Consider the following 25268-nt stretch of genomic DNA (forward strand, 5'->3'; position numbering starts at 1 on the left):
AAGGCAGCAGCCAATGAATTGTGGGGTTTTTGACTTTTGATCTTCTGCGTACGTCAGAGGAGAGGAAGCACTTTCCTCACATCCTCTTCAATCCGATCGGCCAGCGTGTCGTCCTTGCGGTGCAGGACAAAAGCCGGATGGTAGGTTGGGATCAGAGGAGCATCGCAGGCGCGTGTCGTGAGCGTTTGGCCTCTGTTCTCCGTGAGACCTTCCAGGTGAGCGATCCCCCAAAGGGCAGTCGAGCCCATAGCGAGGATCGCCTTAGGCTTCATCTCGCGCAGGAGACGCCAGGTGGCACGGAGATCCGCAGCGAGCTCTTCAATCAGGTACCGGCCTCGATAGGATGGCAGGTTCTGATTGGCGATCGTCTGATCCAGCGTGAAAAAGTTCAGGATGTCGTTGTTGCGGCGTTTGCCGTCCTGATTGGCGCTCCAAGCCGGCTGGTGCGCGAAGCAGTTGGTGACCAGCGTCTCGTCGCGACTGATGCCGACCCGCTCCAGAATCTTGTTGAGTAACTCGCCGGCCGGGCCGGTGAACGGCACGCCGTTGACGATTTCTTGCCGCCCGGGAGCCTCGCCGATGATGGCGAGCCCATTCCAGGATGATCCGGGGAGCTGGGGAGCGATGGGCCCAGCCTGTGTTCCGAACGGCAGATGATTGCGCATTGTTTTCTGTGTCCTGATACCCGGCTACAGATCGGGACACCGATCCGGCTGCAGGCGGTCGTGGGATAATCTTTTTGGGGTTTGCCCTCTACTAGGGCCTCGGTTTGCCATGGTCGTCTCAGTGGACCGTAATCGGTGCCAAAAGACCTTGGAAGTTGAAGCTCTTCTCCACAGAAGGGTCCGGGACAAAGGGCTGGATCGTATGGGTCCCTGCGTCAGTGTTGACTGGGAAATACCCAGTCAGGCTATTGCTGTCTGTGTAGGCTCCCAGAACAACAACAAGATCCGTGCGCCCTGTGTCGGGATCCTCGAAATACGCGGGGGTCACGATCGCGTATGACGTCGCCTTGTGGACCCGGAGGATCGAGGCATAGCTATCGCGAAGGTAGTCGTTAACCGTATTGTCGTCGTCGCAATTGGAGTTGATTTCCTCCACCAGATCGGAGGGAACGCTAATGGCGCGGACGACATGTTGCGGGTCCAACATGATCATCGTGTGTTGGAATTCCTGGATATTCTGAATCAGATCGACCGCTCTCTCGGCCGCACCGGATATCAACTTTTTTAGTACGGCGTCGTCGGCCATCAGAATTCTCAAATCGTTTAAAATCGGTTCTCGAAAATGACCTTTTGTGACAAACAATTCAAGCGCTCAGGCCGCCGATTACGCAGCTATACCAAGAGAAATCGGGATTGGATCGAAGCGGGTTTCGCGCCAGAGGCGAATGATCAGTTCCGCGCGTTCACAGACGATAGCATTCCGAAGTATTTCAGCCCGAGAATGCGCGCCGATCCGGCGGAGAACGGCTTCTGCTGACGCCTGCTCGGCGAGATCAGGACTTCCACCGGCCATGTGGATCAATCCGGCCGGATCGTGGTGCTTTGAGAGCCACTCGCGGAATTCATTTTCTTTGCAGAGTAGGACGATGCGCTGCATCGTCTTCCGGCGCTGTTCCGGTGCGTATCCGGCATGGTCAACGTGATCAGTAAGGTCCGGATGAGCGGACATCCTGACTTGCGTCCCTCGCTTGGCGTAGAGGATGTTACTCGAGAGGGAGTTAGGGAGCACGGCAAATGCCAGAGTGACCAGGCCGTTGCCGAGGTCGCTGATCGGAAGCCGCTGTGCCTTTGTGGTCTCAATGAGCGGTCCAGCGTCAGTGACTACAGCCACTGCGAGCTTGAAGCTCGTCCGAACAGGCGCAAACTTTAGATCGTCGGGGAGATCGGCCGGGCGAGCCGCCACAGTAAACGAGAATAGGCCGTCGCCGTTGTCTTTGGTCGATCGCTTTTCGCCTAGGAATACGGAATTCGCGTTATCTGCGAAAATGGCCGGTGGTGACCGGCCATCGAGGGAGGAGGGGAGATAGTTGATCATCGAGAGCACGTCCTTATTGGCTTGTGCTCCCCTGGTCTTCGCTCAATCGAGACCGAAGTCCCGACTTCTCTGTTTGCTGAAGGGTGACGGCATGGAAGCGACGTCCATGCGGTCACCTGATCCGAACATTTTGAGAGCTTGATCGATGACGCTCCGGGGATTTTGCTTTGTGCCGAACGGAATGAAATTGTCGATCTCAGTCACTTGCGCTTTGAAAGGGGCGACTCCCGCTTCCCGGCTTGCTGGCGTGCTGGAGGGAACCTCGGCGCCGAAGAAGTACGAGGACGCATCCTGCCTCACATAATTGGCGGCCGAGGAGAATCCCATATTGTCGAACAACTTGCCTGCTGCCCCGAAAACGGATGCGCCAGCCTCGTCGATGGTTGACCCGACGGCTTTTCCAACCGCTGTTTCACCGATGCGGTCCGAGAGGGATTTGCCGGTTAGGGCATAGAGGCCGAGATCAACAGCATCGTAGGCCAGAAGGGCTGTTCCAATTCCAGGGATCATGCGCGACCCTGCTTTACCAGCAAGGCGAGCCGCTGCCTTTGTTGAGACCTTGTCGGAGATCCAATCGGTGGTTGAACTCATCCCCTGAGAGGCTAATCCGAGGGCTGTGTCTGAAACGGTCTGGCGATCTACCAACATGATCAGTCTCTCTCAGCACCTGAATGTCGACCCGGAGCAGGAAGCTGCCGGAGAGGTGCGGCTATGGCCTTGGGTGGCGGCGGGAGTTTCGCGATAAACGACTCAATCGCATCAGGGCTCGCCGGGACAATGGGGGCCTCGCTCTCCGGTTTTTTGTCGTCACGGGCAGAGGCAAGACCAGATTTGAGGCCTCGAACAAAGCCTGCTGCTCCAAGAAGAGCTATGCCGGTCGTCTCCTTGGTCATCTCGGTAGCCACAGTGTCGGGGCTCTCGATCCCGAGCTTGTTCGCCGACAGGGCAGCGTCCACGACGGCTTTGCCGATCTTCCGGCGTTGGTCGGACATGGCGTGCTTCTGTTTGTAGTCGGCTGGCCCGGGAAGCCGCCGCTTTTCCTTCGGCTGCCTGTCAGAGCCTTTTGCCTGGTCATCGTCGATGGCTGCAGCCGTACGCAGGCCTTCCCCTGGCTCCTGTCCTCCGGCCTCCTGACCGTAAACTTGCGGGATGCGAGCCGGAAGGTTCCGCCTCGTCTGGTTCATCTGGTCTTCCAGGCTCTCATCATCCATCGCAGCGGCTCCCTGATCTGGAGTCGCTATATAACACGTTATTCCGAATTAAAACATCATCCTGGCAACTGGAGACCAGTGGTGCTCATAAGAGGAGCCAGGAGAGTCCGGCGCTTGGCGCTGGAAGAGCGGTTGAGGGCTGCCCGGAGTTGGTTCCGCTCGTCGATCAGCACGCATTTCTGGCGCGCCCGCGTGATCCCGACATTGATCATGTTCCGGTCCAGCATACTGGCGCTCCCAGGGTCAACCACAACAATCGAGGTCGCAAATTCGAGCCCTTGCGCCTTGTGGAACGTAATGCAGTAGGCCTTGGATAGGGTGCTTGTTGCCTGGATGTCGAACTCGGCGACGACGCCGGCATCGGTCACAACGCTGATGGTCCTGCCTTCAATGTCGGCTATTGTGCCGGTTTCCCCGTTGAAAAAGTCCTGGTCGCGATCATTCTTCAACTGCATGACCCGGTCGCCGACGGCAAACTCCTTGCGGCCCGTGATGGCGTCGTTGATGGCCCTCGTCCCGCAGGCCCCCGAATGGCGGGCCGACAGAACCTGCACGTTATCCACGCCGACAATGTTCTTGGCAGCGTGCCACGCCTTCGTTGCAGCGAGCAGGGTGTCTTTCGGAGAGAGGGTCTGGGTGTAGAGAATGTCGGGCCCGACAATCGGCATTAGGCCCTTCATGACCCGCTTCCCAGAGGCCGGGATGGTCGATCCTGCGCCGGAACGGTGATTTGTGTTGAGGATGACGGCGGGAACTGCTCCAGACGACAAGAGCGCTTCGATGGGCTTGCCGCGGCCGATAGGCTCGATCTGCTCTGCATCCCCGATGATTACGAGGCGAGCGGACGGTCGGAGAGCGCGGAGAAGAGCGAGAACGAGGGGGTTCCCAACCATGAAGGCCTCTTCCAGAAAAACAAGGCGCTCATCGAGGGGGTTGTCCTTGTTCCGGCCAAAGCGCCCGTCGATGTACTCGAGGCGGGTATGAAGGGTATCGGCGGCGAGCCCCGTTTTCTCGTGGATAGTCCTGGCGATCCGGGCTGGCAGGGAGAGGCAGATCGGCACGAGGGTCGGATCAGCCTCCATCAGGATCGACGCGATGATCTTGATGATAGTGGTTTTCCCCGTCCCTGGCCCCCCTGAAACGATGGTCGTCCGATGGGTGCATGCGCTGATAACGGCCGAGATCTGGCTCTCGTCCACATGAGGCATTCCCAGTGCCGCAGCATGGCGGATGACATCGGCAGGGGTGACTGGGAAGGGCATCCTGCCGAGCCGCGACTTGATCTCGCCAGCAATGGACGCCTCTTCATAATAAGCCCGGTGGAGCATAGCTCTGCGGATCCCACGCCATTCCATCTCGACGATCAACCCATTGTCGGCGGCCTGGCGCCAGGCCCACCCGACCTCCTGCATTGAGGCCCCTGAAACCTTCGCCATCCGCTCCTGAATGGCGTCGCTGTCGGCATAGGTGTGGCCGGATCTTTCGAAATGGTCGAACGCTTCCAGGATAGCCGCTCGAAGGATGCAGCGCCGGTCTGAGTTCTCCGCTGTCCTCCGCCACAGCCTGGCGGTCTTTTCGAATGAGATGCCGTCAAACTCCGCATAGATCCGGAACGGGTCGGTCGCGAGAATGAAGGGAAGGCGAGCGCCATAGCGACTTTCGATCATTTCCTGATGGGCAGGACTGATCCCACAGGCATGGAACAGGATCTTGCGGGCTTTGGAAGTGAGCCAAAGGTCAGGGCTGTCTGGATCTTCCCGATCCCTGGTGTCGTGGCAATAGCGTTCGATATCAGCGCGCGAAAGCCTGATGTGCATATTGGTCCTGAATGGGAGTGGTACTTGGGCGGCTGCGACTTAAGCCAGCCGGTCCTCGCTCGTTCTTGGCGAGAAATAGGTGACCGCCAGACCGGTCAGAAGGAAGAAGACGGTCACGGTGGCAACGGCGGCCGTCAGAGGGATGAAGCGGGCAAGGACTACCATGGGGGCTGTGATGACGGTGATCGTGACCAGGCCGTTGAAGACGAACTTAACCCAATGCCGGACCTCGGTCATCGAGGCGGCAATAAAGGCCGCGGCAAAGACGGCCAGGAGCAACAGTAGGATCGGGTACCGTTCGTTGATGGGAAGGAGCGTCCCCACGACATATCTCGCAACGAAGTCGGGCATGTAGGGTGCGGCGACTTCCACAAGAAAAATGAAGGCCAGCGATGCGCTTTTGAAGCTGTTGGCAATCGCTATCGGCGTGCCTCGCATGGAACCACCTTTTTTGGGCTTTTGACTATGCTTCCAACCCAACCTTTGTGATAAGAGTTATAGCGACCCTCCATCGCAATGCAAATCATGATTTGCGTATTTTATTTCCGGCGATGGCGCGAGCCATTCTTTGGGAGCCTAGTTGCAGATGAACGCCGTATCGAAGATCAGACCGGTTCAGGAAGAGCAGAAGACCAAGTGCAGCGTCATTTTCCTAAGGAATTCTGACGGGGCACCGTTCATCCACCACTTCGAGATCTCCGAGCGAGAGATCCAGCAGGGGCGGATTTACGACTACATCCTGGCGTGCTGGGGCTCTGTGGCCGATTATCAGAACCTGAAGCCGGCCCTGTGCCGCCGGGAAGAGCCGAGCGGGGACGGTTTTCTCGTAACCTATCCAAGCCTCTGCCAGTATGTTGAGCGCAAGCTCCTCGAAGAGGAGACCTCCCGAGCCCAGAGGACCTGACCGATGGGGATCCTCAATGGGGCCGACGCAAAGGAGACGAGGCGCAGGCGCCGGTCTGAGCTGCTCCTGATCGGGTTTGTTGGTCTGATCGGCTATGTGTGCATCCAAGGGGGCCGATCGGAGGCTGGGAGGACTCTGGTGCTCGTTGCTCTTAGCTTGGGGGTCGTCCTCCTGGTGACGGCCGTTGGCTTGCTGATCGTCCAGATGAAGGATCCTGTAGCCAAGGAGCGACTGGCGGGGCTTGTGCGCTATGCGCGGCCAAAGATCCCAATGAAGCAGGGCGAGTAGCCGGACTAGGAATATACCCAAGGGGCGGTGTATGACCGCCCCATAGTCATGAGAGCCGCAGCGGCGGCTCATAGCGACAAACGCATGGGGCAAAGAATGCAGAAGTTAATGGCCATCGTTCTAGCGGTCGCAGCTGGGCTTTCGAGCAGCTCAATTGCGACCGCCAACCCGGCTCCAAAGGTGCCGCCTTATGCCCGTGACTTCTCGGAAGTCGCCACAGACGCTGTCCAGTACAGGACTGGGGTGACCGAGAAACAGGCCGGAAAGATTATCAGGGACGCCCGGGATGCCTTTGCCCGGTGTGTCAAGGAGAAGGCCACGCAAGCCTCTGGCAACTGCGTCATCGCCAAAGACGGCGTCGTTTTGAAGTACGACGCTGGCAGTGGGTCAATTGTCTACCGGGTGGAGTACGGCCACAAAGCTGGCGATGGATACCGGCCCGACTTCAAAGACGAAAATGGTGCAGAGCAGTCCGCCAATCAGGTTCGGGTCTGGGCCGGGGACAAGAGTACAACGTATCCGGCCTTCAGGTAAGATCGTCAAAAGGGCGGCGCTGGCCGCCCTTGTTGTTTCGGGTTCTATTTACCAAACGCGGGCAGAGAGGTCGTCTTCTTTATAAATTCCGTAACCGGCCGACGATTATAACTACCGGTGCTCGACTATCGCCTTGGATAGTGGGGCCAGTAAGGTCAGACAGGAAGCTGATCGTAAAAACAAAGCAAGTGAATGGGGCGAATTCCATGAAAGCAACAGTGGCAGCGATAGCGTTGCTAGGGATGATGCTTGGAACACAAGCAGCGTCGGCACAAGGGTTCCGATCTGGCAAATGGACGGTTGGGTTCGGCCAGGGAATGGTTGAACATACTGTTCGGAACGGACCAGGTAATGAGTTCATGATCCTTTGCGACACCGGCGCGACGGAGGATGCCGAACGAACTGGCCTGAGCATCACGATCCGGGACCGGGGAGCTCCATCTAGTAACGGCGAGATCCGGATATTTGTCGATGACGAGGAACTCACATTCTTTGAAGACAAAGATGGCATTCTGATCAACAACCGAGCGGCGCAGTCAAATTTTGATGTTCTCTGGGAGGCCCTTCGCAAAGGGCGCTCGATGCGCGTTTTATTGGCGGACGGGCGGACATCCACGTTCTCACTCGAAGGAGTTCGGAAAGCACTTGGTCCAAAGGCTTGTGAAACAGGCTTCACGGGACGCATGCCAGCCAAAACAAACGCCAAGCGGTAATAGGCTTAGGATCAGAGAATTATGAGAAACATTGTGGTTGCCGCGACACTCTCGGCCATAGCCCTGGGAACTTCACAAGCGAATGCCGATGAGAAGATTCGTGGAGAGTGTCTTCTGAACGTCTCCGGCGTTAGATATATCGACGGCAAATGCGATATCCGCTTATACCCAGGCGGATCATTCCAAATCAACGGTATTGGCAAGGACTTGCATTTCGCCATGGTTAGTCTGGATGCCGACAATCGCGTTGCCACCGCAAATTGGAACGGAGTAGTCCCGGAGTCCCACGCTCATGAGCAACTTGGCCAGATGACGCGCTCAGGAGCTTGCTGGGGGAACGCTGAGGCCCGAATCTGCGCCTGGCGTATGGGTACGCGCCCGAAAGTGTCTCCTTGATAGGCTAGGGCCGTCAAAGCCTCTCTGATCACCTTTCCGTATCGATAGTTCGTCTACGAAGTTGTGTGGTACAATGTTTATTCGCAAGTGTTTCTTCGCGATTTCCGTTCTGGCACTTACGCTTGGTCAGGCTTGCGCTCAATCAGGCCGCACCCCTTGTGACGATCTAGCGACTTTCCCGTTCGATCCCGAAAGGATTGCTGCTGGCGTTCCATATGACAGGATCCGTGCAGGCGAAGCCGTGCGGGCTTGCGCTAACGCTGTAGAGGATTTCCCTGCAACAGGTCGCCTTTGGTTCCAGTATGGTAGGTCTCTCGAACGGGCAAATCGGATCTCGGAGGCCGTCGACGCATATCACAGGGCCCGAAGAGAGGGGCATGCCGGAGGTGCCAACAATCTTGGTGAGCTCCATAGGCAGGGCAAGGGGCTGGCTCGCGATCAGTCCCGAGCTGCCGAATACTTCAGGGAGGCTGCAGAGGCTGGTTACCCAGAAGCCGCCTACAACTTGGCCTCACTCCTGATCAAGTCAGGTTCTTATAATCGCAAAGAGGTTGAGGAGCTATTGGGCGTAGCAAGTAATGCAGGCTACCCTGGTACTCAGGCGCTGTATGGTTCGCTAGGCGCACGGCGCCCTCAAACTCGCTACGATGCGGTCTTCCGTCCGGAGCATGGCACGGTTCTCCGCCGGGAGATCCTGGACGCTTTGCGGCCGGTGGTTGAGGGCAAGCTCTACGCCCCAATCGAATTCCGTGTGACGGAACTGAAGGTTGCCGGCGACTGGGCATTTGCCCAAGTTGTGCCTCAGCGCCCGGGCGGAACTCCTATTCGCGTCCTTGATACTCCCATGGCTGAGTTTCATAAATTCATGGGTGACGACGTGCACACTGAAGCGGTCCTCCGGCGGGTGCGGGGATTATGGCGAGTGGTGGACTACTGGGTTGGCAGTACGGACGTCTGGTTCACGGACTGGTGCGACAGGTTGCCGAAGGAAATTTTCAGGGTCGGGAGCCAATCCGGTTCCTGCGATTGATAGTGAGAACCTGGGGTCAATAGAGGCCTGGCCACTGGAGGAGGCGATGGGATGCCTCCTCCTACTCGACTGCATAATCAACGGCCCTTAGCGAAATCGATGTCCTTAGGGCAAGATTGTATTCCGGGCTTGCCACAGGCGATCCCGTGTTGCTCTAGCCGGAGGAGCATTTTACCCCCGACGGGCTTGAAGCTGTATTCCCGAACCGTATCCTCAAATTTCGCTTCCCATGCATTCCGGCCGTTTGAAATGAGGATTTGAAGCGTACAGCCGCCGCTGCCGCAGAACATGGATGTGGAGCCGTCACACTCGAGGTGTCCATAGTCGACGACCCAGTCGTTCACGCCATCGGCGTTCAGATCGAGATCATTCCGCGTGAACCCGGGCATTCCCTTGAATGAGCTGCAAGTCGCCGTGTTCGTGTTGATCGCTGCGGCAACCGATGCAGGATAGGAAGGCCTGCGAGCCTGAGACCTAGTCGGTTGCTCTTCAGAAGCTTCCGCGAGATACCTGGCGTTCGCCCAGCCTTCGACAGGTCCGTACCGGACACGGCACCAAAACGGCCCGGTGTTCATGTCGGAGTCGGGCAGGATCTTACCGTCTCTCACCGCAGAGCAGCCTTCGTTCCGGAGCATCTTACCGTTATGGGGCACTTGGCCGACTTTAGGCGAGTTGGCAGTGGGCCTTTCCCGTAGGAACAGGACATCATCAGATCTGACGTTACGAACGTCAAAGAAATCCGGCCCGTCTGCTGTGGCAAGGGCAGCGCCGGTTGTCGCGGTGAGTGCCAGGGTTGCAATGATGAGCGGACGCATTTCGGCTGACCTTGGATCGAGTTTCACCCTGCGGCCAAGCCGGCTGCAGGGTGATGGCTTTATAGCAGAACACATAAAAAAGGGGCGGTGAAAACCGCCCCTGTGGTTATCGATGGGAGTTATACTACCGGATGTACTTCGCCTTTAAGGAAACAGCGCCCCAGTAGCACCAGCCAATGATCCGGCCGATTAACCGGCTGTCGAACGTGCCCTTGTCAAGGCGCATGAAAACCGCACCAGCGGTGATCGAGATCGCGACGGTGGTCTCGATGGAGAGCTCTACATAGTTGTAGAGAACCAGGGCGAGGATGCCGCTGAGAAACAGCGTAGCGAGGACTTCATCGACAACCCTAGGGAGATTTCGCAAAGCGCGATCTTCCAAGTCGCCGATCTCGTCGAAGCTCTTCCAGAAGACGCGCCAAAAGATCGGAGCAAAGAATGCCGCAATAAGGGTGAAAGCAATCATGTAACTATCTTTCTTAATGGGGATTCTACCGTCCCTCTTCCACTTCAAGTTCTCGAAAAATAACCGGCTTGTTCCTGACCCACAAAGTGGTCCTATCAATAAAGTTCGTGATGGCCGAAGGTGTCAAGCCATCCTGAAACTCAAATGTCCTCAGTGTGGGTGCACCGAGGGCAAGTGGCTGTCGAAAGAGGTCTCGGCTATGGAGCGCCCGAGAGCGCTTTGATGGTTTGCGCTGGCGATGCGGCCCCGGGCAAGTTGCCAATACCCTTCGCCGCGCCGCCAAATGTCCCTTTAAGTTGCTGCTGAGCCAAATCCGTAGCCTTCCCAAGGAGATTGCCCGCACCCTTTCCTGTGAGGTTGCTTATCCCAAGGGCGAGTGTGCCCCCGATAGAGGTTGCGACTTTCGCACCATGGAAGATCCCAGAGATGCCAGCTGCAGCGAATGACCCTTCCCCACTCATACCCTGGTAGTTCGTAATTGCAGCGGCCAGAGCGGGAGCGGACCTCATTAACGAGGCGGCGATCGAGGCACTGGCGAAGGAGTAGATCAGGAAGTAGACCGTATCGCCTACCAGTTCGAGACTGACCCCAAGGGTGGTTGGATTCCCGGCCTTTTTCATTCCCTCGGAAAGGATGAACAGGACCACAGCAGACATCATGCCGGACATGATCAACAGAACGGCGCCGTAGAAGAAGCTCCGTAGCGCGTTGTGGAACGTTTTTTGGGTGCTCTTATAGACCCAGGCGTAAGCCAGGAACGGAGCGAAGGCGACAAAGAAGCCCATCCGGATCAACGCTTCCACGATCTGGAAGGCGAAGAGCAAGAGAGCCAGCCAGAAGGTAGCCTGGACGAACATGGAAAGTATCGACAGGATCGCGATCACGGCCTTGCTGCGATCAGACGAGTCCTCCGCCTTGATCTGGCTCGCCGGCATCGCCGCCTTTGTGATTCCCTCGTTGATCGTCAGATGGACCGCGCAGACGAGATTGATCACGGACTCTCCGGCTTTGATGAGTTCCTGGTCCGTGCCCTGGATACGGTCATAGCGGCAGACGCCGCGCGAAGGGCTGTTGTGAAACGCCTGATTGCCGATGGCAGAGAGCTTGGTTCCAACCTCACCGCCTATAGCCATGGACGGAACAAGGACGTAGGGCCGCACCATTTCCGTGTAGAGGGTGCCTCCGCCAATCAGGACAATGACAAAGGTAAACCGCATCACAAGCCAGAAGATGTCGTTCCAGCCGCCGGAGCTGGAAATCCAGAACAGGCGGGTGGCGATCAGCACACAGAAGACCGTCATGAAGATGATCCCCATGAGTTTTGCGGCCGAGGAACCGAGCTTGTTTACGAGCAGCGGCCCGATCTGGGAGGTAACTTCGATGACCCGGGCGGCAGCATCGCAGCTCCAGCACTCCTGGATCTGCAGGTCGGCTTTGGTGAACAGGTCGGGGTTCTGGACATCGCCGGGGATGTTCTCGAAGGGGTCCGAGACGGACTTTGACGGATCTGACTTCCCCCGCATGGCGTTCGCCATTTTACAGATCGTGGTGCCGTTGATATCCGAGAAGCCAGAGCAACTACCCGACTGAACCATCTTCTGACAGTTTCCGGTGCCGAGCTGGATGCACGCCATGATGAACGCGCCGTCGACCGGCTGCCCGTCGAAGGTTTGCATCCCTTGGAGCTTCTTGACGACGCTAGTGTTGACGCCGCCGTTCGTGACTTTCGCCCAAACCTCGACCTGCTGGTCCAGACCCATATTGGCATATTGCGCCGGTGTCAGGCCATGTGCCCTCAGGTTGCTCTGATTGATCTGGAAGATGCCTGTGCAGCACGAGCCGTTATAGACGCCGGCGTTGCCCGAGGATTCATAGACACCAAGTTGGCCCATCTGATCCGCGTAGGCTCTGAGACTTGGGTCTAGAGACGACCGCCGCACAGCATCGGCAATCTGCTGGGAGGTGTAGTTGGTTTTCGGCCCGATCTGAGAAATCTTGGCGCTGGCCTGGGTTGTTGCCGTGGCGATGCCGATGAACAGGAAAGTCAGAAGGGCAATCCAACGAAAGGGCGCTTTCATACGTATTCCGCCTGGCCGTGCTTGAGTTCTCAAATCATCAGCGCACAAAGAAAGAGGGCTGACGTCATCCCGTGGGTACCACGGCGTCAGCCCTCTTTCTATAAGGATCTAGCGTTTTATTTCTTATGCAAGCATTGTAATTCGCCGCAGGCTACCGGATCTTCATGGTGGTGGTACAATCGCGGACGGGGCGGCCATTCCGCAGCGCCCGGATGGTCACAGCACCCTGCTTCTCGTCATAGGCGACAAAGGTCGCGTTGGTGCGCGGGTCAGGAGCGTCGGGAACATCCTGATAGGCGTAGAGGAAGCAAGCTTTCGAGCGGGTGGTCTTCGTCCCCTGAGGGCCGGTCACCGTGACACGGACAGGGCAGATGCTATGAAGATCGGTGCTGGAGAAGGAGTTCGCGCCGCCATCGCAGTCCCGGGCGACGCTGATCAGGCTGACCGTGATCTGTTCGGCTCCCTCGGTGAAGGTATGGGACAGGAACTGTGCCGGAGCATTCCCCTTCATGAACCGCTCCTCCTTAAGGGTCTCGCGGAAATAGCGGTTGTTGCTGTCGATCACATCGGCCCAGATTTGTGCCATCTGGGGCGTCGCCGCGGACGGCTGCAGGAGATCGCTGAAGGTCATGGCCTTCCAATCCTGTGCCGCAGCAGCGCCCGTGAGAGCCAGTGTGACTGCAGCGAAACCCAGAAACCTCTTTAACATCGTGTCGTCCTACTCGGGGAATTTATTGGTCATATCCTCAACACCTGCTTCGGAAAGGAAGCAAGTGTCAGTCTTCTAGTGAAACTGCCTGAACGTGCACAGATCAGCCTCGACAATATCGTTAATATAGACGTTAGGCCGGCGCTCGGAGCCATCCTGGGAGCGATTGAACCGGCTCTTCGCATAGCTGATGATCAGATTGAGCTTGGCGCGGGTCATAGCGACATAGGCGAGCCGACGCTCCTCCTCGAGATCCGTGTCCGGACGGACCACAGGGAAGATTCCTTCCTCCCAGCCGACCAGGTAGACGTAATCGAACTCCAGGCCCTTGGCCGCGTGGATCGTGCCAAGCCAAACGGCATCATCAACAGAGCTGTCCGTCTCCAGGAGGCTCATGGAATCGACGAAGTCCTGGATGTTGGTCTGCTCCTTGGCAACGAACAGGTACTGCTCGACGCGCTCCTCGATTGAGGTCGCCTGCTTGCGAAGCTGATCGCCCTTGCGCTTGTCGGCCTGGTGTTCCGCCTTCTCCCGGAGCTCCTCGACATGCTCCTTGATGCCGCATTCGGAGATCACCTTCTGGATCACCTCATCCAGTGGGACGCCGAGGCGGTAATCGTCCCCGATCTCGTCGATGAAATCGACGAAGGCTTTGACCTTCTCCAGGGCAGCCTTGCGGATCGCGCCGGTCTGGATCTGGTTACTCAGGATGTCGATCATCGGGAGTTCCGTCACCCGGGCGGTCTCGGACAGCTTCGACAGGCTTTCCTTGCCGAAGCCCCTGGGCTTGGCATCGATCGCATATTCGAAGGCCGCATTGTCCGCTCTGTTGAGCATCAGCCGGAGATAGGCGGACAGCACTTTGATTTCGGCTGTCTGGTTGAATTTGCGGCCTGCCGTGACTGTGAAGGGGATCCGGCGCATGGTGAGGGCAGGCTGAAAGCCGTTCAGTTCCATGGAGGCGCGGGAGATGATGGCGACCTGGCTCGGCCGGATGCCCTTTTTGAGCTTGCGCTCGATGTCGTCGACGATCCAGGAGACTTCGCCCCGGTCTTCCGAGAACTCGTGCACGAGCACCGGGGTACCTTGGGCCCCCTCCGTGAAGAGTGCTTTGCCGTGGCGGCTCTCGTTTCCGGCGATTACGTGGTTGGCCGCGTTGAGAATGGCCCGGGTCGAGCGGAAGTTCTGCTCAAGGCGGATGATCCGAGCATTGGGGTAGCGGTTCCCGAAGCTCAGGATGTTGTCGATATTGGCGCCACGGAAGCTGTAGACCGACTGATCGTCATCGCCGACGCATGTGTAGTAGCAGCCTTGGCCGTTATCGGTAATGAGGTCGAGCCATTCCTGCTGAACGTCGTTGGTGTCCTGGTACTCGTCCACGAGAACGGCCCGCCAAAGGTTCTGGTAGTAGCGCCGGACGGCCTCGTCATCCCGAAGGAGATCCCGGCCTTTAATGAGAATGTCGTTGTAATCGACCGCGTTCATGCGCTCCTTGGCGCGCTCGTAGCGGTGATACATCTGCTCGATGCCATGGGGAGTCAGAAATGTGCCCCGGTGGAAGTTCTGCGGGAAGCCGCGTCCGGTCTTTTTGCCCTCGATGCAGTCGAGGATGAAGGCGTAGTCGACCTGGCGGCGGCTGTCGCCCGAATCGGGCGGCACGATATGCTCGCCATAGGAGAGGCTGGCATAGCAGTCCTTGACGACATTCTTTTGATCGTCCGCGTCGAGAACCGAGAAGTTGGACTCCAGTCCGGCACGCTCGGCATTGTCCCGCAGGAGACGGGCGGAGATGGCATGAAAGGTGCCGACGTCCATGGCTTTGGCAACCGGGCCCATCATATTGGCCAGACGGTGCTTCATTTCCTGGGCGGCTTTACGGGTAAACGTGACGGCGAGGACTTGGTGGGGCTGGACACGCTGGGATCCGACCAGGAAGCCGATGCGGGAGGTAAGCGACTTGGTTTTGCCCGTTCCGGCGCCGGCCAGAATGAGGAGCGGTTCCTCGCCGTGGGTGACGGCCGCTTCCTGAATTTCGATCAGGCTGGTGAGGGCTCTCGTCCGGGACTCGTCGGCATTGAAAACAGCAGCGTGCCCAAGGGCGCTGTGATCCTCGATTTCTGAGAAAACGTCGTCTTCGAGGGCATAGTCGGGAATTGTTGGCTGGAACGGGGCCTCGGACTCGTCGATGTCGTAGTGATCGAACGGGTTGGAAACGAGATCGAGAGCCATGACAGGGGTTCCTTTTATCCTCCGGCGGGCGCGAGGGCCCTCTCGGGACTTCTTATGGTGGCCTTGGGAGCCACCGGCTCCTGGCGTTGTTCGGCGGCTATGAGCGCAATCAGCCGGCCCGTCCTGACCGCCTGGTCAGGACGCTTGCCAGCGATGTCGATAAATCGGTAGACCCGGCCGCCCACGTTCACCGCACCTTCTGGCGTGAGAGCGCCAATGATGACGGTGTCTGCCGATCCTGTTGCGGTGGGCGGATGCACCGTCTTTGCGTCGAAATCGACGAAGACGATAATTCCGTCCGCCACCAGGACTTTTGGGGTTTGGGTTCCCGACACTTTTTAGAACTCGATTGATCCGTCACGCCACAGAGCAGCCAGCTGGGGGGCGATCACCGCCTTTGCGCTGCCGTTCCCTTTGAACTCGAACCCGGCCACTTCCTCGCCGTCGAACTTCAGACGAACCGTCAGCTTGTTCTCGCGATCGAGGATATCGGCACTGCGCCGGGCCAGATCTTTGCCGCCGGCATCGTATTCCTTAAGAACGTGTGCCCCCATGAGACCGCCTTCGGAGGGTTCAGCAATCGAAATGCGCTTGAGGGTGAACTGATCGCCGAGCTGCTGCTCAAGGCTGGAGATGATATCGCTGGGCTTGCGCTGGCCGTCGACGGCGTACTGCTCGACAACGACTTTAGTAACGATGACGCGGGCGCCGGAGTCATCGGGTTTGGGTTGGGCGACCATTTTGAGAAAACCTTCACGGGGCTTGTTGGAGGGGAGGGGAACTCGATCCGTCGAGGAGACGAGGCGAAGGGTCATGCTGCAAGCCCACGCGAGACCGGCGAGGACGCATTAGGCTCGGCAGCGGGATTGAGGGTAACGGGAAGGAAGCGGCTGAAGTGATTGCCGCGCTTAATGGAGATGTAGGGAAGTTCTGGGCCTCCCTCGACCTCAGAGCGATACTGGAGTCGGCCGCTCAAGGTGATCCAGTCGCCATCCTTAAGAACGCCTTGGATGTCGTCGGTGATGACTTCCTTGGAGTAGACGACGATGCGGTGGTTTTCTTCTTTCTCCACCGTGGAGGATTTCGCCGTGCCCTTGCCACGAGTGAAAGAGGCTCGGGTCGTCAGGGTAAACTCTGCGATCATGCCTCCTGAATCCTGGAAGGATTTGATGCTGATGTCGCCTTTAACGACTCCGCAGAGTGAGATCTGATTAAGCCAGGACACGGCTTTCTCCGTTGATTCGCAAATCAAGAAACTCGGTTACTCTTAAGCCGTGTATATCCCGCTTTCTGCCGAAGTGTAATGCGGAAAAGCTTTTAACTATTTCGAGCAACAGGATTGATGGTTAAATGTGGCCCGGATCACACGTCTTTGGCGAAGCTGCGCCGGGATTTGGAGCACATCTCGACCCAGCGTGCCTCATCCGACTTGTCGAACGAGACCCGGCGGACGTTGAAATCGATGGTGACGGAACGGTTGGATACAGTCGCTACGAGAGCAATCCGCTGATCCTCAATCTTTTCCGGATCGCCATTCCAGTCGCGATCGGCGAACTTGTGAGAGAAACCTACTGACCGGGATTCAGGATTGCTGCGCAGTTCCGAGGAGGCGGCTGCGGCGAAAGCCTCGACCAGAGCAAGAGCCCGCATGGTGGCACCATCAAATCCGGTGAAGTCCGGGTCGGTGCCGATTGCCTGCTGGTAGACCCGACGGGTGACATGAACTGTGCGGCCGTCCCATTCACCAACGGTGAGGAAAGCCTTCTGACGGGGCTGAACGTCCTGCATCATGTTCTGTCTCCTAGGAATGAAAAAGCCCTGGCTTTTGGCCAGGGCTGCTGATCGCTGGATTGTCTTAAGAGCGGTTACATCCCAATCCCATTCTGTTGGGACCTGGCAACACGGAACTTATCGTTTGCTGCCAGCTGAGAGAGCTTCGTTTCCATCTCGCGCCGATCCTTATCAGCAACGACAACGGAGATCTCTTCAGGGGATTTAGCACTCTTTTGCTCATACTCGGTCGGGTGCCTAGCAACTCCATACTTGATCGCAATCTGAGCGGCCGTCAGGCCGTTCAGGTCATCACGGGTGAGCGACTTGGCTTTTCCGGACTCCACGTTCTCGATGAACGCTCCCATTTCGCCGCTCTTCATGATCACCGTCGCCGGCCGCGTGAAGGATGCCACGCGGACCATGGGGCTGGACTGGGGATCCATGCCGCCATCGGCGTTGTAGCCATTGCTTTCGAACACGCCATCCGCGCCCTGGAAGCCGACGCCAACCGGGCTGATGGTGTTACCGCCGCGTCCCGTCTGGGCAGAGATGGTTCCCATTTCACGGGTGAGGCGCACGTTCGCCGTGAAGTTCAGGAACTCCTCCGGGTTCGGGGACAGGGTAGCGACAGGGCGGGTCTGGCCAGCCTCGACGGCGATCAGGGCAGACACGTCCTTTTCGCCGGCAGCGGCAAGCACCACGCTCTTCGACGTCTCGGTGGCCATCTGCAGGACCTTGGTCCGGTTGGCAGGCCCCTCGTTCTTGCCGAAGCCCTGGGCCGAGATCATCGATCCGCTGCCGTTCTCGATGGCGACGAACAGAGCATCCACGGCCTTGTCCGAGATGCCGGTTGCATCCTTATCGGGGGAGAAGGCCACGAACTTGGCACCGTGCTTGGCGGCAGCCTCAATCACGGCCTCGCCGATACCCTTCTCGGCGGTTGTGTGAATGACGGCTCCCTTTTCGGCAGCTTCCTTGACGACCTGCTCAATGGCGCCCTTGGTCCTCTCACCGATCTCGTTGTTGTGGCCGATGATGGCGACAGCATTGCCGACCGACGGCTCGCCGAAGACCACGACAGGAAGCCCACGGGCCTTGGCGAAGTCGGAGGTGAGATCATAGCGCATGTCGTTCTGCTTGGCGGCCTCGACCTTGATCGATGCATCCATGAGCAGGGCTTCCAGAGCAGCAGGATTGCGAAGCTTCTCGACACCCGGGCGAAGGGCTGCCGCAACCGGGCGCAGCGAGGCCATTTCTTCCTTGGTCAGAGACACAACCTTGTTGCCTGACCGGGAGGCGAACTCGACAACCTCGCCGAGGGTCTTGAACTGGCTTTGAACGACGGAGAGCTTCTGGATACCCGTGATCTGGGCTAGAGCGAGGCTGTTGACCGTGGCGATGGTCTTCTGCTCGTTGCTCAGGCCAGGAGTGGCCGGGTCGATCAGACCCGCAGAGCAGCTCTGGATCTCGCGGCGAGCGCGCTCCTGAGGGGTCGGGGCACCCATAACAGCGACCTTATAGGCCTCATCCAGGTTGACCGAAGCACCATTGTTGTCCCGGACCTCGACCTGCTTGCCGCCTTCAACACCGCGCCGGACATGCTGGCAGGTGTTGAAGTCGTTCTGCTCAAGACCAAAGACTGCGATGCGGTTCGAAATGGATTGAGCCACCTGCCAACCGATCATACGGGCCTGGTTGTCAGACTTGCCATCCGGATGCAGGACGATGAGCTTGCCGCGGGCGGCGCGCTGGCCCTCGCGGGAATAGAGATCGAAGGCCTCCTCCGGGTTGGACGGGTTCGGAACTGTGATCTGCATCTTGCGGTCATTGAAGCTCTTGGCACCGTTCTCGCCCACGATCTTCATGCGGGTGGTCTTGGCCGACACAGTGGCGTTGATCACGGCAAAGCCGTTCTTCTCAGCCGCGTCCGTGAGAGCCTTATAGGACTTAGACTTGTCGTCGACGGTCACGACAAGGCTGGTGCGGGTATGAGGAGGCAGAGCCTTGTTGGAAACCGCGATCTGGGCCACGTAGTCGTTGACTGCGCCGGCATTCTTGTAGAACCGGGATCCCTCGACGGCGACAGTGGGGAACTTCAGGCCGCTGGTCTCAGCCCCGAAGAGGGCAGGACGAATGGTCATCTTCACCGGGACGATCTTGCCGTCGTCGGCCTTCTTGTAGGATGCTATTTCAACCGGGCGGGAGAAGTCTTCACGGATCTGCTTCGCCGCATTGGCAATGGCCGTACGGGACGGAACATTGGGACCAGCGGAAGCAGCGAAGGAAACCCAGGCCTCGGCAATCAGGGCCTGAGGGCGGGAAGCCATCACAAAGTCCGTCCGGTCCATCTGCTGCGAGGCATGACGGCTCATGGCAGTGGTGATCGAGGCCTTGTCGTGACCGCTCGCCTGCAGGTCGGCCAGCGCCTGCTTCTGGCTCTGGAACAGGTCCGAGGCCAGAACCTCGTTAGCAAGGGCGCTCAGGTCGGGCCCAAAAGCGGGCTTCGATCCGCGGTCCGAGCCGGCGGCCAGCTTCTCGTAGCTTTCCTTCTGCCGCTCCATATCGGTGCGGACGATCCAGTCAGGGCGATCCTTGGTACCGTCTACAATACCCATAGCGGCATTATCGATGAAGGCCGTGAAGATACGGCGGTCCTTCTCGTCCGAGATCGCGTCGGTGATACGGGAGACAAGGCGCAGGCGGTTATAGACGGCACGCTCGAAAGTCTCATTGCCAGCGAACGGGTCAGCAGCCTGCTGGGCAGGGGCCTTCCCCTCCGGAGCGAACGAGGAGCGCAGGATCTGCCGGGTCATCTGCTCACGACGGTCGGCGGACACGTCGACAATGTTGCCGAGCTCGTCCTCGTCGTCCTTGAAGGGGACTGTCGTGTCGGCGTAGATGTCAGCCACAGCCTTCGTCAGCGTCCGGTAGGCCTGGGTGTTCCGCAGGCGGACAACGGTTGCATCGCTGTCGTCGGTGATGGTGTGACCCTGGGCTGAGCCGATGGCCTCATTGACGAGGCGGCTGAGAACCTGGCTGGTCTGCGCCACAGTCAGGGACTTTGGCATGAGGTCGGTCAGCTGGCGCTTGGCCAGAGTGACATTCATCGTGCCGTCGATCTGGCGCTCGGTCAGATCCACGTCGCTGGCGCCGAGGGCCTGATTGGCGCGGTCCTGAACCTGGCGGCGCCCCTGCTCGGCCGAGAGGACACCCCGGGTGGCGACGGCTGCGATCGCACGGAGCTCATTCCAGTAGGCGGCGCGGGCGAGGTCATTGTCCTGAGTCAGGGACTGCTCGATATGGAAGGCGAAGGACGCGGCCTTGTCGCGCTCGCTACCGAACTGGGGACGATTGGGGTCCTGAATGGGGTGACGGTCACCGATGGTGATGACGGTAATGTCTCGCCGGAACGGGGCATCGGAGTGGTTCAGGAAGGACTTGGCGCTCATCGGGAGTTTGCTCCTGGCACGATGAAAAGAACGAAGGGTGGATGGGGTATCCCGGCAAATCGAATTATAACTCAGTTTTGCCGCTTTTCATATCGGTTTCGTCATTCAAGCTGTTATCTAAGGCAGAAAAGCAGGTATTTTTTGCGCGCGATGTCTTCCAGATCGGGCAGTTTCCAGCCTTCCGCGGCAAAGTCGTCGAGGTCGTAGCCTGCTCCGATGTCCTCAGATCTGAACCCTCCACGGTTCGGCAGAGCGGATCGGGGCATTCGAAGAAGGGTGATGGACCTGGCCTCACTTCTGAGAAACTGGGACGCGTACGTCAGGCCGGCAGCGTCCATGTCCTGGGCGATATAGAGGTCTCGCCCGGCGAGTGGCCCCAAGTCTGCCATGTGGACCTTTCGAGAGCCGCCGAGCGTCGTGGTCATCCACGGGATCCGGCCCCCGAAAAGCTCTGACGGCCCGATAATGAACCGCTTTGCGGCCTCCGTTGTCTTCTCGCCTTCGAGAACCAGGATCGGGCCCTCGCCATCATCAAGGTGAAGATCATAGAGGGGGTGCGGGTCCGGCGGGGCGGCCTTGAGCCATTTGACCTTGCCGTTCACCATCCAGGGCGTGAAGGGAAAGATGTCTTTGCCGCCCTCAGGATTTGGGAAGCGGGCGGTGTAGAAACATTCCCGCCCGTGGCGATCGTGCCATGCCCAGACGCCATGAGCCCCTTGGAGGCGATATTCGGGCGGCTTTCCCTGCTGGGAAGTCCCAACGTACACCGCGCCCTCAGGCAGACCATTCTTCTTCCGGCGCTCCGTTGGGGCGACCCTTTGGCGGGGCTGGGACCCATCGCAGCGGAACTCTCGCTTCTGGGTTCTACCCAGCTGGCGTGGCTCGACCCCGTACTTATCCCTGAGCCTGTCCAGGATGAGTGACTGAGGGCAGGAGGCCCGACAATACAGCAGGATCCTGTCATCCTTCTGGGTCACGACCAGGGACGGCTTCCGGTCGTCATGGGCGGGGCACAGGGTTTCGTATTCATTGTCGTTGTAGCGACGTTCCTTCCTGTCCCCGATCATTCGGGCAAGGTCACCGGCAGAGAGCTTTGGTTTGTCAGACATGGTACTCAACGAGCTCTTTTGGGGTTTTCATTTCCCCTGGTTTCAAGGGATTGTTTATGCAGGTACAGAAAAAGCCCCGCACGAGAATGCGGGGCCCGTTTAGGCCTTAGGCAGCTTGTGGGATGCCGAGGATCTCTTTGCGGCGCTTCTCGACGAAGTTATCCATCGTGTCGAAGAAGTGCTTGATGTCCTTGGCGCCGGCGGAGGTGCCGGAGATGATGTTCTCGGTCTCTGCCCGCTTCCTGAAGGCTGCCATCTGATCTTTCATGATCTGAACATGCGCTTCAGTCGTGACCCAGTTCTTCCGAGCTTCGTTGAGTTGGGAGAAGATCGAGCGCCACTTGTCAGGCGCTCCAACCTCGATCAGCCGACCTTGCGGGATGATCCGGCGGAGTTCGGGGGTGAGGATATCCTGGTCGTCCTCGGCCCCGTTGCTGTTTGAAGGGGTTGCCGAAAAGGGATCATCAGAGAGGTCGCTTCGGTTATCGACTTGTCGCTGAGGCTGAACAGGGCGGGTGACCCCGCTGGTGACCACCGGCTCCCGGTGCTGCGGCGGCTCGGACAGACGTTGAGGTTGGATTGAGGCCTGGGGCTGTGCCTGGAGTTGAGGCGCAGTGGAGGCTCCCAAATCGACCGATGTCGTCGGCCGGGCTTCCTCGTCAGCTTCGTCGCCCTCTGGCGGAACGTAGTCGTAATCGTAACGCTGGGTGCCGTCCTTCTCCATGCCGCGGCCGAAGATGTTACCAAGGAGGGTTGCGGCCCGCTTAAGGGCGTCTGTTCCGGCGGCTTTGAGGGCGAGGCCTTCCGTCTCAACAGAGTTTGGATTGTCCCTCTTCCGGATAGCGTCTCCCGACCCGATGCCATCCCTAGAGGCCTTCTTGCCGTCAGGGAATGTCACGGTGAGACGAACCGATACCCAAGCGGAAGCGACACGAGCCGTGTATTCCTCGCGCTTGTTCTGGGAGAAGCTGATGAGTTGCTGCTCCCAAACCCGTGAATCCTGATTAAGGATCTCCACGGACCAGTTCTCGGGCCCGAAGATGTCGTCGAGCATCGTGGCGTCGTACTCGGCTTTGACGTAGTATAATTTCGAGCGGTTGTCGCCCTGACGGTCCTTCTTGTTTTCGTTTGCGACCTTTTCCTTAAGGTAGACCGTCGCTTCTGCGTTTGTTTTCGCCCTCATCGGATCCTCTTGTTGGGTGTTGTGCGTGGCGCTGTTGATTTCAGATCAGGCGATTGGCGTCTGACGTTCGATTTTCAGGGTGGAGAACGAGTAGGCAGCCCGGAGCTGCTCATCGACCCTGACCTCGTTTCGGAGGAGCTTGAACCCACGACCTTGGGCGGCAGCATGGTTGCCAAGGGCTGTGATGATCTGAGCCTTCAGCCTGCTCTTGGTTTTCTGCTTCTCCCGAACATCGCGCTCGAGGCCCTGGATCTCCTGGGTGATGGACTCATAGTCCGCCACGATCTTGTTGAAGGCGCGATCCTCTTGATAATCCTTGGGATTGCGGTCCGTCGGGCGGTAGCGCTTTTCGATCGCGTCGGCGTCGATCGTGAAATCAGGCGCGGGCTCCTCGTCCATATCGAGCGAGAAAATGAAATCTGTCGTGGCCGTCTTGATTTCGTTCCAAAGGATCGGATCGAAATCGATCTCGACAAACGCCTCGAAGTCGCCGCCGGCCACAATCAGGGCTACCGCGATACTCTCAACGCCGAGCGCCGCCATGATCGGGTGGACTTCGGCTATTATATAAGGAGGGGGCTGGACCACGCTGTTGACGTTCCAGTTGATCGCGTAGTTCTCCGAGGAGATCTGGACCAGGTGGATGTGTTTGGTGTCGTGACTCAGGGGCAGCTGGCCTGCTGAGCGGACTTCGATCAGATTGCGGCTTAGGATCTGCTTTATCGGGTTTACGTGTTCCTTGCTGCGATCGAACAGGATGCAGGAATAGCGTTCCTGCAGCCCCATCACGAACTCACGATGGAGGCGACGGCTCCAGAAGCCGCGGCTTGACTCGACTTGGGCTGAGGGGATGTTGCCCTTGAGAACATGCCAGAGCTCCCATGGGGACGGGTTCTTTTTGAGCCCGAGGAGAGTTGGGACATAGCGGGACTGAATCACATAGTCTTGGCTCATCGATTTTTCCGGGGATTGGAAGCCATTAGGTTTACTTGACCAGACATGCATTCGTGCCCTTCGGGCGTTCGAGTTTCTCAAATCGTTTCGAATTAGGTGCAATCTACCAGAAATTATGATACAGGTAATGCGTTCTTAATTCGCCATCGGAGACGGAGATCCCGCGATGCAGACAAGTCAGGTGAGCGCAGAAGCTGGTGTGAGTGGTAAGTCAGGACTTGACGTCTCGGCCCTTGGGTTTGTCGGAGACGGGCTGACCGGGTTCTTCGCGCCCCGTACCCAAGCCGATACGATGCTCAAGGAGCTGGGGCAGGCCGGCATCCGCGCGACGTATAACGAGGAGTACGGATGTTACGCTGTTCCGACTGGAGCAATTCCGGACGTTAACCATCCGGCAGTCAGCCGTTTCGGTGTGGACTCAAAATCGCATGCCCTCTGGAAGGAGGATCGCGAGAGTCAGCTTCACCTTGAGAGCATCCTGTTTGGGGCCGCCGATGCAATCAGCAATGCACCGGAGATGGCAAAGGTTAAGGAGACGGTCGCCGAAACGGTAAGCCCCAAGGTGGTCGCGACCCCCGAACGGAAGGCTGAATCCCAAGTTACCCAGGGGGACGCCGCTCTTTACGCCCGGTCCCAGGCCGCAGCAAAGGAAGGCCTGAAGTTGGTGGCCGCTTATATCCGGGGCGGGCTGATGCTCGCGGGTGATCGGAATGCCGAGAGGCGGGATCAGCAGCTAAAGATGATTTCCGAGGCCTCCCGCGAGGAAATCCTCGAGGTCATGGATCGGACGGTGAAGCGGTTCCAGGAGCTCGACAACAAGGAGAAGTTTGCCCGCTTCGATCACGCCTTCAAGAACCACCTCCCCGAGTTAGAGAAGCTGGCGCGGGCTATCGATCACGAGCAAGCTTTCCAGGACAAAATCACTTCTGCAGTCCAGTCGGCAGGATCGGACAACAACAAGGAAGCCCGTTTCGTTCTCCGGGGCGCGTTCATGCGGCTCGAATTCGATGACCAGAAGCGTCTCGGCGGCGGGATTGTGCTGGACCCGAAAGACAAGATGCCAATGGATTCCCTGCGCCGGGGCTTTAATGCCCTGGAGAAGAGCCACGTCGAGCGCTTCGGAATGCCGTCGGGGTTTCGGCTGACCATCGGACGCTCCGAGGGCGGGGTCTATAAGGCTGCTCTGCAGTCCGAAAGCCGTCCTGCTCCTGCTGGTGCAGGCGAGACGGCGGCCGATAAGCCGGCCGATCAGGCGGGTCAGTTGTCGCGTCTTCAGATGCGCCGTCGGATGATGGAGCGGAACAGCCCTGGGATGTAAACCAGAACTCCTTTTTAGCTTTTCGAGAGAGCGGTCCGGTGGGCCGCTCTTTTTATATGGCCAGGGCGTTTCTAGGCATGGCATCTCCGAAAGGAGCTCCCCAAGAAAATCCCGGCCAATGCACCCTTTGGAGCATCCTACATCCGTTTACTTCCCTCCGGACAAGATTCATATTGGAAGGATGACGGGTAGGGGCGGGGCAGGATGCTATCCAAAGGGCTCGTGCTTAGTGTTTTCTCTTTAACTTTCTGC

The 25268-nt window shown here is 58.4% G+C and carries 26 protein-coding genes; 6 read left to right on the top strand and 20 right to left on the bottom strand.

Going from position 1 to position 25268, the window contains the following annotated elements; translation table 11 throughout:
* Positions 1-53 precede the first annotated feature (53 nt).
* From IC232_RS03805 to IC232_RS03835, 7 genes are all read right to left on the bottom strand, one after another.
* Positions 54-665, bottom strand: a complete 612-nt coding sequence (locus tag IC232_RS03805) for a uracil-DNA glycosylase family protein (RefSeq protein ID WP_190843590.1) — start codon at positions 663-665, stop codon at positions 54-56.
* A 118-nt stretch (positions 666-783) separates the two neighbouring features.
* Positions 784-1251 (bottom strand): hypothetical protein, encoded by a 468-nt coding sequence (locus IC232_RS03810; protein ID WP_190843591.1) that lies wholly within the window; start codon positions 1249-1251, stop codon positions 784-786.
* Between the two features lie 78 nt (positions 1252-1329).
* Positions 1330-2040, bottom strand: coding sequence for a hypothetical protein (locus tag IC232_RS03815; RefSeq protein WP_190843592.1), 711 nt, complete (start codon positions 2038-2040; stop codon positions 1330-1332).
* A gap of 42 nt (positions 2041-2082) precedes the next feature.
* Positions 2083-2550, bottom strand: a complete 468-nt coding sequence (locus IC232_RS03820; protein ID WP_190843593.1) for a hypothetical protein — start codon at positions 2548-2550, stop codon at positions 2083-2085.
* Positions 2551-2690: 140 nt separating this feature from the next.
* Positions 2691-3032 carry a hypothetical protein gene (locus IC232_RS03825; protein WP_190843594.1) on the bottom strand — a complete coding sequence of 114 codons (342 nt, stop codon included), beginning with the start codon at positions 3030-3032 and terminating at the stop codon, positions 2691-2693.
* 275 nt (positions 3033-3307) lie between these two features.
* Positions 3308-5068: an AAA family ATPase gene (locus IC232_RS03830; RefSeq protein ID WP_190843595.1), complete on the bottom strand. Its 1761-nt coding sequence runs from the start codon at positions 5066-5068 to the stop codon at positions 3308-3310.
* Positions 5069-5107: 39 nt separating this feature from the next.
* Entirely contained in the window at positions 5108-5506 is a 399-nt protein-coding gene (locus IC232_RS03835; RefSeq protein ID WP_190843596.1) for a hypothetical protein, read from the bottom strand.
* 148 nt (positions 5507-5654) lie between these two features.
* Between IC232_RS03835 and IC232_RS03840 the strand changes: the two genes are divergently transcribed.
* The 5 genes from IC232_RS03840 (at position 5655) to IC232_RS03860 (ending at position 8933) form a co-directional block, all read left to right on the top strand.
* Positions 5655-5972 (top strand): hypothetical protein, encoded by a 318-nt coding sequence (locus IC232_RS03840; RefSeq protein WP_190843597.1) that lies wholly within the window; start codon positions 5655-5657, stop codon positions 5970-5972.
* Between the two features lie 138 nt (positions 5973-6110).
* Positions 6111-6260 (top strand): hypothetical protein, encoded by a 150-nt coding sequence (locus IC232_RS03845; protein ID WP_190843598.1) that lies wholly within the window; start codon positions 6111-6113, stop codon positions 6258-6260.
* 96 nt (positions 6261-6356) lie between these two features.
* A complete protein-coding gene (locus tag IC232_RS03850) occupies positions 6357-6794 on the top strand; it encodes a hypothetical protein (protein WP_190843599.1) in 438 nt (145 codons plus the stop codon).
* Between the two features lie 206 nt (positions 6795-7000).
* Positions 7001-7507 (top strand): hypothetical protein, encoded by a 507-nt coding sequence (locus IC232_RS03855; RefSeq protein ID WP_190843600.1) that lies wholly within the window; start codon positions 7001-7003, stop codon positions 7505-7507.
* Positions 7508-7976: 469 nt separating this feature from the next.
* On the top strand, positions 7977-8933 hold the full coding sequence (locus tag IC232_RS03860; protein WP_190843601.1) for a tetratricopeptide repeat protein: 957 nt from the start codon (positions 7977-7979) through the stop codon (positions 8931-8933).
* 77 nt (positions 8934-9010) lie between these two features.
* Here IC232_RS03860 and IC232_RS03865 read toward each other — a convergent pair whose 3' ends face one another.
* The 13 genes from IC232_RS03865 to IC232_RS03925 form a co-directional block, all read right to left on the bottom strand.
* Complete coding sequence (locus tag IC232_RS03865) at positions 9011-9748, bottom strand: SH3 domain-containing protein (protein ID WP_190843602.1); 738 nt, start codon at positions 9746-9748, stop codon at positions 9011-9013.
* A 124-nt stretch (positions 9749-9872) separates the two neighbouring features.
* Positions 9873-10214: a hypothetical protein gene (locus tag IC232_RS03870; protein ID WP_190843603.1), complete on the bottom strand. Its 342-nt coding sequence runs from the start codon at positions 10212-10214 to the stop codon at positions 9873-9875.
* Positions 10215-10411: 197 nt separating this feature from the next.
* A complete protein-coding gene (locus tag IC232_RS03875; protein ID WP_190843604.1) occupies positions 10412-12340 on the bottom strand; it encodes a hypothetical protein in 1929 nt (642 codons plus the stop codon).
* 103 nt (positions 12341-12443) lie between these two features.
* On the bottom strand, positions 12444-13001 hold the full coding sequence (locus IC232_RS03880; protein ID WP_190843605.1) for a hypothetical protein: 558 nt from the start codon (positions 12999-13001) through the stop codon (positions 12444-12446).
* Positions 13002-13076: 75 nt separating this feature from the next.
* Complete coding sequence (locus IC232_RS03885; RefSeq protein WP_190843606.1) at positions 13077-15230, bottom strand: ATP-dependent helicase; 2154 nt, start codon at positions 15228-15230, stop codon at positions 13077-13079.
* Between the two features lie 14 nt (positions 15231-15244).
* Positions 15245-15565: a hypothetical protein gene (locus IC232_RS03890; protein ID WP_190843607.1), complete on the bottom strand. Its 321-nt coding sequence runs from the start codon at positions 15563-15565 to the stop codon at positions 15245-15247.
* Positions 15566-15568: 3 nt separating this feature from the next.
* Positions 15569-16045 carry a hypothetical protein gene (locus IC232_RS03895; protein ID WP_190843608.1) on the bottom strand — a complete coding sequence of 159 codons (477 nt, stop codon included), beginning with the start codon at positions 16043-16045 and terminating at the stop codon, positions 15569-15571.
* Entirely contained in the window at positions 16042-16455 is a 414-nt protein-coding gene (locus IC232_RS03900; protein WP_190843609.1) for a single-stranded DNA-binding protein, read from the bottom strand. Before IC232_RS03900 ends, IC232_RS03895 begins: the two co-directional genes overlap by 4 nt.
* A 137-nt stretch (positions 16456-16592) precedes the next feature.
* Positions 16593-17021: a hypothetical protein gene (locus IC232_RS03905; RefSeq protein WP_190843610.1), complete on the bottom strand. Its 429-nt coding sequence runs from the start codon at positions 17019-17021 to the stop codon at positions 16593-16595.
* A gap of 74 nt (positions 17022-17095) precedes the next feature.
* The gene (locus IC232_RS03910) at positions 17096-20452 is read right to left on the bottom strand and encodes a hypothetical protein (protein ID WP_190843611.1); all 3357 of its coding nucleotides are present in this window, start codon (positions 20450-20452) and stop codon (positions 17096-17098) included.
* A gap of 113 nt (positions 20453-20565) precedes the next feature.
* On the bottom strand, positions 20566-21561 hold the full coding sequence (locus tag IC232_RS03915) for a hypothetical protein (RefSeq protein ID WP_190843612.1): 996 nt from the start codon (positions 21559-21561) through the stop codon (positions 20566-20568).
* 106 nt (positions 21562-21667) lie between these two features.
* The gene (locus IC232_RS03920; protein WP_190843613.1) at positions 21668-22744 is read right to left on the bottom strand and encodes a Rad52/Rad22 family DNA repair protein; all 1077 of its coding nucleotides are present in this window, start codon (positions 22742-22744) and stop codon (positions 21668-21670) included.
* 45 nt (positions 22745-22789) lie between these two features.
* Complete coding sequence (locus IC232_RS03925; protein WP_190843614.1) at positions 22790-23698, bottom strand: hypothetical protein; 909 nt, start codon at positions 23696-23698, stop codon at positions 22790-22792.
* A gap of 166 nt (positions 23699-23864) precedes the next feature.
* Here IC232_RS03925 and IC232_RS03930 point away from each other — a divergent pair, with 166 nt between their 5' ends.
* Positions 23865-25016, top strand: a complete 1152-nt coding sequence (locus IC232_RS03930; protein ID WP_190843615.1) for a hypothetical protein — start codon at positions 23865-23867, stop codon at positions 25014-25016.
* Positions 25017-25268 lie beyond the last annotated feature (252 nt).

Source organism: Microvirga sp. (genome assembly GCF_014699075.1).
In the GTDB taxonomy this organism is placed as follows: Bacteria; Pseudomonadota; Alphaproteobacteria; order Rhizobiales; family Beijerinckiaceae; genus Microvirga.